This is a genomic window from Psychrobacter immobilis (assembly GCF_003148585.1).
In the GTDB taxonomy this organism is placed as follows: Bacteria; Pseudomonadota; Gammaproteobacteria; order Pseudomonadales; family Moraxellaceae; genus Psychrobacter; species Psychrobacter immobilis.
Window position 1 is genome coordinate 1 of the sequence record NZ_QGGM01000026.1, and the last position, 13,336, is coordinate 13,336.

The window sequence follows — 13,336 nt, forward strand, 5'->3', positions numbered from 1 at the left end:
TAAATAGTTCAATGAGTCTGGTTTGTTTGTACCAACTTAATCTGCTCTTTCTCATATGACTATCCTAGATTATTTTACTTATCTAGGACAGCCCCTAAAATAATAATACGGATATAAGGATATTGTATGGCGATTGCTTCTTCACGCTCTGCCTCTACTGGGTTGGTCATTGGTTGTATTATCTTTGGCCTAGGTAGTTTGATTGTCGCTCACGTTGATATTGGCGGTTGGGCAATGGCATTTTGGCGCTTGGCTATTTCAGGTGTCGTATTCGCTGTATTGGCCAAAATCATGGGACAGCGTCTACCCCGCTCAAGGCGCGCTATTTTTTATGGTTTATTATCAGGTGTCTTTTTAGGCTTAGATCTGGCGCTCTGGCACGAGAGTATTTATGCGGTCGGTCCTGGCATCTCAACTTTATTGAATAGCCTACAGATTTTCTTTTTAGCCGCCATTGGGTTTTTATATTTTAACGAACGCCAATCTATACTACAGCTTATCAGTTTGTTTTTAGCCATGTTTGGTGTGGCCATGATAGGCAGTCCTGAGTTTGCGCATAACAGCGCCGCTACTTGGGGGTTCATCACTGGTATCGTCTCAGGGGCAATGCTAGCGGCATCGATGACCTTTATCCGTAAGACCCATGATACTGAACCCACACCCATATTTATGCTGATGCAGCTGATTAGTATCGGTGGTGTATTGGCGATGATTGTTCCTATGTTTGTGTTTGATATGGGTCATATTTTGCCAAATACTTGGTCTGAAATTGGCTGGGTGCTCATCTACGGCACAGTGATGCAATGCTTGGCATGGGGACTAATTGCCTATTCCATTCCTAAGCTGTCTTTGGCGTTAACTGGGTTATTATTATTATCAGAACCCATTGCTGCATTGGTCATTGATTATAGCTGGCTGGACAAACCGATTAATAGCTTACAGTGGAGTGGTGCTCTGTTGACCATGTTTGCAATCTATTTGGGTTCACTGAAACCTAAGCCGCGCGCCCTACGACGTTATCGGTTTTTCTCAAAATTTTACAAGCGAGACTACAAGTAGCTTTTATTCTGCATTTTTATCATGCACTTGTTGCCACTCCATAAAAAGCGCCCATGCTATTCGGTAGCATGGGCGCTTTTTATGGAGTGATATACGCTGTTACCGTCATTAACTGATAGGTTTAAAACCTCAGCATCATAAAAGCTAATTACTTAGCCAATGATTGATGAGCGGCTTTCGCTTCAGATCCTTGATTAAATAACGCATTTAAGACAATCGCTGCCAAAGTCGCCGTACCGATACCGCCCAAATCAAAGCCGCCTAAATGCAAACTAAAGTTACCGGTACCCATAATAACAGTCACAGCCGCGATAATTAGGTTACTGTTTTTACTAAAGTCGATACGACTGTCTATCCAAATTTTGACCCCTGCAATAGCAATCAAACCGAACACCACAATGGACGCACCGCCCAATAAAGCGGCTGGTATCGTCTGAATGATGGCACCAAATTTTGGTGATAGCCCTAGCAAAATAGCTACCACACCTGCCACGACAAATATTGTTGTACTATATACCTTAGTCACCGCCATCACACCGATGTTTTCAGCATAAGTCGTCACACCAGTACCGCCAAATCCTGCTGAAAAAGTGGTTGCCAAACCATCAGCAAAAAATGCTCGACCCATATAAGGCGTTACACGAGCTTTGGTCATACCTTCAACAGCCTTAAAATGCCCTAAGTTTTCAGCCACCAAAATAAAGGCCACAGGCGCAATCAGAATAATAGCACTCATCTCAAAGCGAGGCGTATGGATACTAGGTAAGCCAAACCACGAAGCAGCTGCCACACCACTAAAGTCAATCGCCGTACCAAAACCCATGACGTTGGTCATGATAAAATAGGCAAAATAGGATAATATTAAACCAACCAGTAATAACAGACGACGCAGCATACCACGTGTAAAGACAGCCACACCACTGATGAGTAATACGGTCAAGGTAGCCATCCAAGCATCAAACTGATTGGCAGACACTCCTTGAATGGTCACTGGCGCTAAGTTGAGACCAATAATCATCACAATAGCACCAGTAACGATAGGCGGCATCAAACGCTCAATCCAGCCAGTACCCGTTTTCATCACCAGCAGCCCAATTAACGCATAAATGATACCGCAAGCCATGATGCCGCCCAAAGCGACATTCAAATTACCATTGAACCCTGTGCCTGCATAAGCTGTCACAGCGATAACCGGACCAATGAAAGCAAAACTTGAGCCCAAATAGCTCGGCATGCGCCCACCAGTGATCAGAAAGAACATCACCGTACAGATACCTGACATCAAAATGGCTAAGTTGGGATCAAAGCCCATTAACAGCGGCGCAAGCACGGTCGCACCAAACATCGCAAAAGTATGCTGTACACCTAATAGCACGCTTTTTGACGGTGGCAAATATTCATTGATACCGACTGGATCACGATCTAAATCGCCTTGATACGGACGCCATGTCGGAAACCAGCGTCCATTTTCAAAGTCTGGATTGTACGGAGGACTGATCGCCGCAGCCTCTAATCCATGTTCAGCAGATGGTGATTGAGCGCTGTTTTCTAAAGGCGAGGAATGGTCTTTTTGAGAGGGCATACACGCTTGTCCTATGTAAACTGGGCTAAAATAATAGACAACAGTAAATGAAAAATAAAAATTGAGTTAAATCAGAGCATCAATCGGCAAGAATATGTGGCTAGAAATTACGATAACGAGTAAAATCCGCATCTTTTCATTTATAATATGTCGCTCTGACTCATTCATTTATGTTGCAATATGGCAAACCAAAAGTATTATTTGGTATGATGACCATGTTTTGGTAGATGTATGTGGTCGGATATGTTTAACTAAAAAATGGTTATGGTCGCTTATGACTCAGTGTACTCTGCAGCGACAATCAACTTACAGGATGTTACATAGCCATTAGCTCCGAGCATGATAGCGGAGTTTCAAAACAAATAAAAGTTATTATTCAATCACCATTTTTCCTCTTTTGCGTTAATACTTCCATGGGCGGTGCTTCCTCTACACCTTTGTCGGTGCTATAAGCGAGAGCTGCCTGTTATCTTCTCAATGAAAGTGGCTAAAGCAGCTATACAACATGTTAGTGCACTTAAAAAACTTGGTAAGTTATTATGATTAGTGTTTTTGATTTATTTAAAATTGGTATTGGCCCATCAAGCTCACACACGGTAGGACCCATGGTCGCCGCCAATCTTTTTTTGGGCTCATTAACCAAGCAAACAGAGCTGACGGCTATTACAGGCGTTGAAATTGAGCTTTATGGCTCTTTGGCAGCCACAGGCAAAGGGCATGCAACCGATACTGCTATATTGTTAGGGCTGCTTGGGCATGCTCCTAGTACGATCGATACCCGTTTGACCAGTCAATATTTGTCACCGATTTTTTCAGACAAACAGCTAAATATAGCAGGCACGCATGTTATTGCCTTTGAGACAGAGCGCGATATTCATTGGTATGACGAAACTGTTTTGCCCTACCATCCTAATGCCTTGACTATCCGTGCATTATTGACCGACGGCAGTCATTATCAACAAACCTATTATTCGGTAGGTGGCGGCTTTGTTATCAATGAAGAAGATGCCACCAATCCAGATGAAGATAACGCCACGCCGACCATTGACGCCATTCCTTACCCCTTTAATAGCGCCGCAGAATTGCTGGAGCAATGTCGTCAACACCACTTAAGCGTGAGTGAATTGGTATTGGCAAATGAATGTCATTACCGCAATCAATCAGAAGTTTTTGCTTATTTAGACTCTATTTGGGAGTCAATGCAGGACTGCGTGACGCGAGGCTGTCAAAACAGTGGCATATTGCCTGGAGGCTTGGATGTAAAACGCCGTGCCCAAGCATTACATCTACAGCTGTGCGCCGAGAAAAACCAACCCATTACCAAAAATGACAAACTCGCTGCCATGGACTGGATTGATTTATATGCCTTAGCGGTCAATGAAGAAAATGCCAATGGTGGAAATGTCGTCACTGCCCCCACCAACGGTGCAGCAGGTATTATTCCTGCAGTCATGCATTATTATCGCGACTTTTTATCAAGTTATAGCCAAGATGGTGCACGCAAGTTTTTGTTAAATGCGACTGCTATTGGCAGTTTAATCAAACAAAATGCCTCCATCTCTGGCGCTGAAGTTGGTTGCCAAGGTGAAGTTGGTTCTGCTTGTGCCATGGCAGCTTCTGCATTGGCAGAAATCTTAGGCGGTGATCCAGCTAAATGCCTTAATGCGGCCGAAATTGGTATCGAACATAACTTAGGTCTAACATGCGACCCTGTAGGCGGTCTAGTGCAAGTGCCTTGTATCGAGCGCAATGCCATGGGCGCCGTCAAAGCTGTCAATGCGGCGCGACTTGCTTGCCGTGGTAATGGACAGCACTTTGTCTCTTTAGATAAAGTGATTGAAACCATGAAAGTCACTGGTGCGGATATGCTAGATAAATACAAAGAAACCTCACGAGGCGGTCTTGCCGTTTATGCAGACAATCGAATCCCTACTGCCACTCATGGCGTCAGTGTAAAATATAGTCAGTGCTAACATAACGATTGTTTAATATAGCTTATCCTGACATCACATTCCCAAGTATTTTCTGAAATAAAAAAAGACCCCTAATATAGAATTAGAGGTCTTTTTTATTTCGGTTAAATATACTCGTTAACTAGACATGCTCAATGATTCATTACTCAGCTGTTTTTGAAACCACTTCGTTTAGAATCCAAACTGGCTTAGCCATGTTAGTATTTTCATCCATCATTACTTCTTGGCGAACGTCTAGAACATAACGATAGTTTGGCTCATAAGTGAAACCCTGAATATTGCCGTTTAGAGGTGTATAGTTTTTCTGATAAGTCTGGCGATACTGTAGGCATTCTGCTTCAACCTTAGTACCCTCAGCTGTTGACAGCTCACAGACAGCTTTCAGTGGTGCTACTTCTATTTCAAAACTTGGAATGTTAACCACTTTAACATTCATAGGTTGCCCATCGACAACCATGGTACGTTCGTTATCCATACCCATGGTAGAGCAACCTGACAGGGCAAAGGCGGTCATTACTGCTGCAAGTACTAATTTTTTCATTATTAAATCCTCAGTTAATGGTTATAAATACATTATTGATGGTTTGAGATTATTGTTTTGGACACATCATGCTGGTAAATATATTTAAAAATATCGGTCAATTTTTGCGATGGGTGTAATACTACTGTCGATATGGAGCCAAGCAAGAGTATTCACTCTGATTTAGCTTTACCGAATAAACCTATTACGTCTCAATAATGTCGTCTATTGTTTGTTTACTGAGGCCAGTATAGAGCGCAACTCGTCTTCTGCTCTATAACTGCTTTGTAAAGTAACGTCAGCTTTTGCAACTGTTGTTAATCGCGCGTATTGAATAGTAGAGTAAATTGATACTGAGCAAAATTTACACATCAAAAAGCCAGAGTGATAGTCACTCTGGCTCAGTTATTCATTAAACAGTATTTTACTTAGCTGACAGTGATAACCCTTAGCTACGGTAATCGGCATTAATCTTGACGTAGTCATATGATAAATCGCAGGTGTATACCGTATCGCTGGCATCGCCGCGAGCAAGGTCAATATGAATGGTAATCTCGGGGCGACTCATGACTGCTTTGCCCGCTTCTTCTGTATAGCTAGACGCGACGCCACCATTCTGGCAAATCATGACCTCATTTAGATAGACATCCACTTGTTCCGTATCCAAGTCTTCGATACCAGCATAACCAACCGCCGCTAAGATACGACCCCAATTGGCATCGCTAGCGAAGAATGCGGTTTTGACCAACGGTGAATGCGCGACCGCATATGCCACATCGCAGCACTCTTGCGTCGTCTTACCACCAGTGACGTTGACAGTCATAAACTTGGTAGCACCCTCGCCATCACGTACGATTAATTGCGCCAGACGGACAAACACCTCGGTCAAAGCCAAAAATATAGCCTGATAATGCGGATGTTCTGAACTATCAATGATATCTGAGCTGGCAGCACCCGTGGCGATCAACACACAGCAATCATTGGTTGAAGTGTCGCCATCGACAGTGATGCGGTTAAAAGACTGCTCATTGATGGCACTTAGCATTTCTTGTAATAGGTCAGCAGCAATATTGGCATCAGTTGCCACATAACCCAGCATGGTTGCCATATTAGGGCGTATCATGCCTGAGCCTTTCGACATACCCGTTATATGGTAGCTAACACCCGCCACGTCGATTTTTTGGCTAGCGAGCTTCGGAATCGTATCTGTGGTGCGAATACCATTCGCTGCGGCAAGCCAATTGTCAGCCCCCAAATTGGCAAGTGCATTATCTAAGCCCGCGATGACCGCATCGCTATTTAATGGCTCGCCAATGACACCGGTCGAGAATGGCAATATTGCATTACTATCCACGCCAGCCTTACTCGCCAGAGCGGCACAGATATCAACGGCTCGACGTTTGCCATCAGCACCCGTCCCAGCATTAGCATTACCTGTGTTAGTGACCAAATAACGCGGACTCATCTTGGCAAAATGCTCACGCAACACCCTTACAGGCGCAGCACAAAAGGTGTTTTTTGTGGTCACAACCGCAGTGGTCGCGGTATCAGTAATCTCAATCACTACTAAATCATCTCGGTCTTTATAGCGTACGCCTGCGGCAGTGGCGCTTAGCTTGATTCCTTCGATAGGATAAATAATATCAGGTACTGCAACATTTCCGACTGCCATGGTTCAATCCTTATTGTAAAATCTTTATCATTATTTATAACAGATGATGCGATAAACACTGAGGTGCGTTGAGCCTTCAACAATGACGCTACTGCTAGTGAAATGCTAAACGCGACCTATGTAAATATTACCGTTTTTTTTAAATCAAATGCCGACCAAATTGGCGCATGATCAGATGGTTTTTCCATCGCCCGTAGCTCATAACTAATCCCAGCATCAACACAGGCCTCAACAAGATCCGAGCTGCACAAAATATGATCGATACGCAAGCCACGTTTCGGCTCATCATTGAACCCACGACTGCGATAATCAAACCAGCTATATAGCTCTGTGCTCTCTGGATAATGTAAGCGATAGGTATCTGTCAGCTCGCGTGACATCAGCGCCGCATACCACTCACGTTCTTCTGGTAAAAACGAGGTCTTTCTATTTTTCAACCAGCGCTTAGCATTGACCTCGCCGATGCCAATATCAGTATCTTCTGGGGCAATATTCATATCACCCATGATTATGAGCGAGCGACCTTCTGCTTTTAGGGTATCGATATATGCCATCAAATCTGCATAATAAGCCCGCTTCATCGGGAATTTGGTCGGATGGTCTTGGCTCTCTCCTTGTGGAAAATAGCCATTAAGCACATCAATTTCACAACCGTCAAAATCATAGCGGGCATGAATAAAACGCTTCTGTGCCTCGACATCTTCACCAGGAAAACCCTTTTGCACAAATATAGGTGCAACCTTGGATAGTAGCGCCACACCATAATGGGCTTTTTGACCAAAGTACTCTACGTGATAGCCCAGACTCTCTATGTTCTCTAGGGGGAATTGCTCATCATGTACTTTGGTTTCCTGTAGACCCATCACATCAGGATCGATCACTTCTCGCACGGCCTCAAGCTGATGTTGACGAGCGCGAATACCATTGATATTAAAACTGACAAAACGGGTCATAAATTATCCTATATTAATTGATGAAAATACGGTGCTAATATAAAGAAATGGGCTATGAAAATGCATAATCCACTATCATAACAGACGTCGACCGACCTAACTGTTGCGCGCCCTGATATCTTAAGCTAGAGTAGTTGTGGTTAATATGGCTGCTATCAAATTTTGGCCATCGAATCATGAACATCGAACAATATTTATTAAAACAATGACCGAGCATCTTTATGATAAAAAATAACAGCAAAAATACAAATACAGTGGCAAGTGTAGACGGCGAATATACGCCATTGTTTACCAAAAATTATAATGTCTATATTAACCATACTGATGCAGGCGGTATAGTCTACCATGCCAATCATTTGGTGTTTTTTGAAAACTGCCGCCGTGATTGGTTTGGGGAACTGAATTTAAATGGATATTTTTTGCAGACTGACGATGGAGAAATCCAACATTTTGTCGTCAGTCAAGCAGACTTGCAATACAAAAAAGCCATTCTGTTAGATGAAGTCATCAGTGTGCGCATCGATAAAGTCGAGTTAAAACCTGCCAGCATTATCTTTTACCAGAGCATTTATCGTCACAGTCCAGACAGCCTTTCTCTTGATCATGCTAATAGCAATGCCAATGCTAGCAGCTTATTAAGTAGTGGCAAAATCATCATTGCTTGTGTGCAAAACCAAGTCAAAACCAAACCGCTATCCAATAGTAAGGCAGATACTGCGGTTGCTAGTGCCACGCCCATGCGCCCTATTCGTGTTCCAAAGCATTTACGCGATGCCATTGAGCAAGCGATCCACGAGCAGTTGAATGCTTAATGGTTGGATACTTAGTGGCTGAATAATTAGTGATAATGACTTATGCATCTTCATAATAACAAACCGATACTGATATTCGAGAATATTCAGGTACACAGTAAACGTACAGCCAGCATACCTGCCTATAATGATAACAAGGTTGACGATAAAAATATTAATGACAAAAATATGGAAGCCACAACATCTGCGCTATCTACCATTTGTCAAAGATGGATCAGCAAACTAAGACCAAACACTGTCTCTCAGACAATCATACCTGCTCATCAACGATTATTAATCGATGGCGCCACAGGCAAGCTGTTAGCAGGTCAAGTAACCGTATTGACAGGTGCTTCTGGCAGTGGTAAATCGGTATTATTACGGGTATTGGCTGGACTGTTGCCCATGAGCGGCGGCAATGTGTGTTTGCGCTCTGATGACCAATCAACCAGTAGTGCTTATTGTAGTATCCATGATACTGCACCGATACAGTGGCGCACGCACGTTGCCCTACTCGCCCAGCACCCACAATTATTAGAAGGCAGTGTGCTTGAAAACTTGCAAATGCCTTATCAGCTACAAGCGCATCAGCATCGCAGGTTTGATATCGACTGGCATATCGCACAGCTTGAGCAATTGCAACGCAGCGCTGACTTTTTGCAGCAAGAAATCTATCATCTATCGGGCGGCGAGCGGCAACTGGTCAACACGTTACGCCTCTTACAATTGAACCCACGGGTATTATTACTAGATGAGCCTACCGCGGCTCTAGACAGTGACACATCAGCCCAGCTCGTCAATCTACTCATGAACTGGTTAGAGGCAGATAGTCAGCGTACATTACTGTGGGTAACTCACGATACAAAAGACATCATGCCGTTAGCTGATCAGCATTGGCAGATGCAAGCAGGGGTATTAACTGAGATATTCTAACGTTGGTGGTGTGTCAAAAAGTATACTGATCAAAATTTGAACAATTTTTGAAGCTTTGAAAGCCATATAGAATCAGAGAACTTAGCATAGACTTATTATTGATTTTTAGCGCCAGCATACTTTTTAGAACACCACCCTAACGTTAAGTTAAGCCTATCATGTCACTCTTTAAGATGACTTTTTTTAACAAATTAGTATTAACGTCTATCTTATATTCGTCATTTTATATAATGAGCCACTATGAGCGGTACAGATGATATACAAGTATTTTTAACTTACGGTGATATTGCCCTTGCCAGCAGCTTAATTATCATCGTTCTTATTATCTCTTGGCGGCTACGCTTACAGCTGACCAAAACGCTGTTAATCGCGGCTATCCGCACGGTGCTCCAGCTTAGTTTTATCGGTTTAATATTGGCATGGATTTTCGCTCGTGAACAGTGGTATGAAGTCCTGTTAATTTTGACCATCATGACCTTGATTGCAGGCGCTGCTGCCAAAAATCGCGTCAAACGTAGCTATAGAGGTTTGTTAACTGACACTTTGTTAGCAGTAAGCGCTTCGGCTATATTAGTCACTGCCATAGCCATCATGGTTATTTTAAAAGTACAGCCTTGGTACACACCGCAATTCGTTATTCCTATATTGGGGCTAATATTGGGCAATTCGCTCACCGCTATCTCATTGACCAGCAACCAGTTGATTGAATCCTTTCATGAGCAGCAAGGACGTATAGAGATGATGCTCAGCCTATCTGCTCGTCCATTTGAAGCAGTGCATGAACCAATACGCGCCGCCATTGTCAATGGCATGACTCCAACGCTGAACTCTATGCTAGTCGTCGGTATCGTTAGCTTGCCCGGAATGATGACGGGTCAAATATTGGCTGGCGCTGACCCCACTCAAGCGATTCGCTATCAGATAGTCACTATGTTTTTGATATGTGTGAGCAGTACGCTCGGCTGTACAATCAGCGCTTTACTCATTTATCGACGCTTTTTTAATCAAAACAAGCAACTGATATTACCTGAATAATTGAGCATAACTGCATTCAGTTGGAGTGCTGACAAATCTATAGTTGATATATTGATGTTGGCTATGATAAATTTTTTGCTTCACTCACCCCTCTATACTCATTCATTTCTATACTTATTAAGTGGTAAACAGCGCATCTATTCAGTCACGTGAAATTCCATAGAAATCATATTTTTCAGCTTTATTTATGCACTGCTCAGTATTTCGTATTAGTATAATATTTGATGACATTCATGCTACTGTATTGCTTAAATGTATCATTATTTTCTGATACCTTAGTGTTAGATAACAGGTAGAGCTTATTTAAGAGCAAAAATGCTTTTACAATTAGGCGATCTGTTCGTTCAATTGACTTCATTATCCTTTAATAATGATTAAGTCGTTTTGTACTATAGCAATAAAACCTAGCAGCCAGTCAATAGATAAGGATATTATCACGCTCAGCGGCAAACGGTTTACGTCAGCGCTGATGTGTTTTATTGACACGGATATGACTGCTTTACGACAGAATTCACCCTATTTTAAACTTCAAGGACGCTGACTATGACGCCGAATAAACCTTGGCTTGCCCATTATCCTAATGGTGTACCAAAAACTATCAACCCCGATAGATATAGCAGCATCATGGAGCTGTACGAAGAATGCTTTGAGCGCTTTCGTCTGCACCCTATGAGTATCTGTATGGGCGTGACCCATACCTACGATGATGTTGATAAAGCTTCACTTGCCGTTGCTGCATGGTTGCAGGCGCAGGGGCTGCCTCAAGGCAGTGTGGTTGCACTCATGATGCCAAACGTGCCGCAATATCTGCCAACGATGATTGGTATTTTGCGAGCGGGTTATGTGTGTACCCCTGTTAACCCACTGTATACTGGTCGTGAATTACGCCATCAGTTGAATGACTCGGGTGCTCAGGTTATCTTTGTGGTTGATAACTTTGCTCAAGCGCTCGAACAAGTCATTGACGAGACCAATATTAAGCGTATTGTCCTCTCAAAAATGGGCGACATGATGGGCTTAAAAGGTATCTTAGTGAATACCATCATTCGTCAGGTCAAACGCTTAGTGCCTAAGTACAAGTTGAATGACCCTAAGCACGAAGTGACCAAGTTTCCTGATGTGCTGAAGAAAGGCAAAAGCCTGCCGTTCCACAAACCAAAAATGCAATTAGATCAAAAAGCATTTTTACAGTATACAGGTGGCACAACAGGACTATCTAAAGGGGCTATCTTAACGCAGCGCAATATCGTCGCGGCTGCGATGCAATCAGAAGCATGGACCAAACCGATCACCTCAGAGATTAATGAGGTCTATATCAATATGGTCATGGCGTTACCGCTATATCATATTTTTGCCTTTATGCTCAGTTTACTCGGCATGCGCTCAGGCTACACTTTTATCTTGATACCTAATCCACGTGATATACCAGGATTTATTAAAACGCTATCAAAACAGCCTTTCCATATATTGCCAGCGGTGAATACCTTGTTTAAAGGCTTACTTGATCATCCAAACTTTAAAGATTTGGACTTTAGCTCACTACGTATCTCGCAAGCAGGTGGTATGGCAGCAACTGAGCAGACAGCTGCTCGCTGGTTAGAAGTCACTGGTTGCGCTATGATTGAGGGTTGGGGTATGACAGAAGGTGTCGCTGTAGGTACCGCTAACGTCATCACTGATCGCAAGTTTAACGGTACGATTGGCGTCCCTGTTCCTAGTGTCGATGTCATTGTCATCGATGATGAAGGCAATCGCGTTGGTGTAAACGAAGCTGGTGAGATGTGTGTAAAAGGTCCTAACGTAACCTCAGGCTATCTTAACAGAGACAGTAGTGATGACTTTACGGCAGATGGCTACTTTCGCACTGGCGATATCGTCAGCATGGATGAAAAAGGATACTTTAGATTATTAGACCGTAAAAAAGACATGATTTTGGTTTCCGGCTTCAATGTCTTCCCAAATGAGGTTGAATCAGTGATGCTAGATTGTGATGGTATTATTGATTGTGCGGTGATCGGCATTCCCGATGAGCATCAAGGTGAAGCGGTCAAAATTTATATCGTCCCTGCCGATAACAATGTCACCAAGGACGTCATTAAAGAATTTGCATTGGACAATATGACTGGCTATAAATGCCCGCGTCATATCGAATTTGTCAGTGAGTTGCCAAAGAGTAATGTAGGTAAAGTACTACGTCAAAAACTGCGTGAAAAGCATATGTCTGACAACCCACAATTGTAAATAAAGAAATCATTATCAAAAGCGTTTTACATCATATGTAGAGCGCTTTTTTTATGTGAACTTATAATTCTTATACAGAAAATCATTGCTTTGTAACTACAATGTTAAAGCTTTCACGTAATAATTTTTTTTACAAAACAGATGATTCGTATATTGATTCACAAATTTCCAAGGAAAATACCGTTCGCACCTTGTTGCTAACCGCTTATCCTCTATGCTGTTACAACATATATTTTTTGCTTTATCAAACTTAATTATAAACTATCAAGTTCTTGTATAAAAATAACAATATCAATTGTAGTTATGTTAATGTGTTGCCAAAATAAGTCACGCTATTTTTTATTATTGTGAGTCGATAGTCGTTCAATTCAGATCAGTTTATGAGCAAGTAGTGCTTTTCTTAGTAAGGATAATAGTAACCAGCTGTTTACTGTATTTAAAGCACTGCTTTTTATAGCGAAATGAGCTTGTAGTTAAATAATGGGGCTGTCCTAGATAAGTAAAATAATCTAGGATAGTCATATGAGAAAGAGCAGATTAAGTTGGTACAAACAAACCAGACTCATTGAACTATTTA

10 protein-coding genes are annotated in these 13,336 nt (G+C 42.4%); 6 read left to right on the forward strand and 4 right to left on the reverse strand.

Features of this window, described 5'->3' with window-relative positions:
- The first annotated feature begins 126 nt into the window (after positions 1-126).
- Positions 127-1,059: a DMT family transporter gene (locus C8D84_RS13490; protein ID WP_045447840.1), complete on the forward strand. Its 933-nt coding sequence runs from the start codon at positions 127-129 to the stop codon at positions 1,057-1,059.
- 148 nt (positions 1,060-1,207) lie between these two features.
- Here C8D84_RS13490 and C8D84_RS13495 read toward each other — a convergent pair whose 3' ends face one another.
- Positions 1,208-2,641, reverse strand: coding sequence for a solute carrier family 23 protein (locus C8D84_RS13495; RefSeq protein ID WP_109592769.1), 1,434 nt, complete (start codon positions 2,639-2,641; stop codon positions 1,208-1,210).
- Positions 2,642-3,180: 539 nt separating this feature from the next.
- Between C8D84_RS13495 and C8D84_RS13500 the strand changes: the two genes are divergently transcribed.
- Positions 3,181-4,614 carry an L-serine ammonia-lyase gene (locus C8D84_RS13500; RefSeq protein ID WP_087815291.1) on the forward strand — a complete coding sequence of 478 codons (1,434 nt, stop codon included), beginning with the start codon at positions 3,181-3,183 and terminating at the stop codon, positions 4,612-4,614.
- Positions 4,615-4,756: 142 nt separating this feature from the next.
- On the opposite strand, the gene C8D84_RS13505 is transcribed toward C8D84_RS13500, so the two are convergent.
- The 3 genes from C8D84_RS13505 to xthA all read right to left on the reverse strand — a co-directional run bounded on the left by C8D84_RS13505 (position 4,757) and on the right by xthA (position 7,759).
- Positions 4,757-5,155 carry a DUF4377 domain-containing protein gene (locus C8D84_RS13505; RefSeq protein ID WP_055124114.1) on the reverse strand — a complete coding sequence of 133 codons (399 nt, stop codon included), beginning with the start codon at positions 5,153-5,155 and terminating at the stop codon, positions 4,757-4,759.
- Positions 5,156-5,582: 427 nt separating this feature from the next.
- A complete protein-coding gene (argJ, locus tag C8D84_RS13510) occupies positions 5,583-6,806 on the reverse strand; it encodes a bifunctional glutamate N-acetyltransferase/amino-acid acetyltransferase ArgJ (protein WP_109592771.1) in 1,224 nt (407 codons plus the stop codon).
- A 116-nt stretch (positions 6,807-6,922) separates the two neighbouring features.
- Positions 6,923-7,759, reverse strand: coding sequence for an exodeoxyribonuclease III (gene xthA, locus C8D84_RS13515; RefSeq protein ID WP_109592773.1), 837 nt, complete (start codon positions 7,757-7,759; stop codon positions 6,923-6,925).
- Positions 7,760-7,980: 221 nt separating this feature from the next.
- Here xthA and C8D84_RS13520 point away from each other — a divergent pair, with 221 nt between their 5' ends.
- The 4 genes from C8D84_RS13520 (at position 7,981) to C8D84_RS13535 (ending at position 12,759) form a co-directional block, all read left to right on the forward strand.
- Positions 7,981-8,571 (forward strand): hotdog family protein, encoded by a 591-nt coding sequence (locus tag C8D84_RS13520; protein WP_109592775.1) that lies wholly within the window; start codon positions 7,981-7,983, stop codon positions 8,569-8,571.
- Positions 8,572-8,613: 42 nt separating this feature from the next.
- Entirely contained in the window at positions 8,614-9,483 is an 870-nt protein-coding gene (locus C8D84_RS13525) for an ABC transporter ATP-binding protein (protein ID WP_109592777.1), read from the forward strand.
- A 240-nt stretch (positions 9,484-9,723) separates the two neighbouring features.
- Positions 9,724-10,518: an ABC transporter permease gene (locus C8D84_RS13530; RefSeq protein WP_109592779.1), complete on the forward strand. Its 795-nt coding sequence runs from the start codon at positions 9,724-9,726 to the stop codon at positions 10,516-10,518.
- A gap of 543 nt (positions 10,519-11,061) precedes the next feature.
- On the forward strand, positions 11,062-12,759 hold the full coding sequence (locus tag C8D84_RS13535; RefSeq protein ID WP_109592780.1) for an AMP-binding protein: 1,698 nt from the start codon (positions 11,062-11,064) through the stop codon (positions 12,757-12,759).
- Positions 12,760-13,336: the final 577 nt, after the last annotated feature.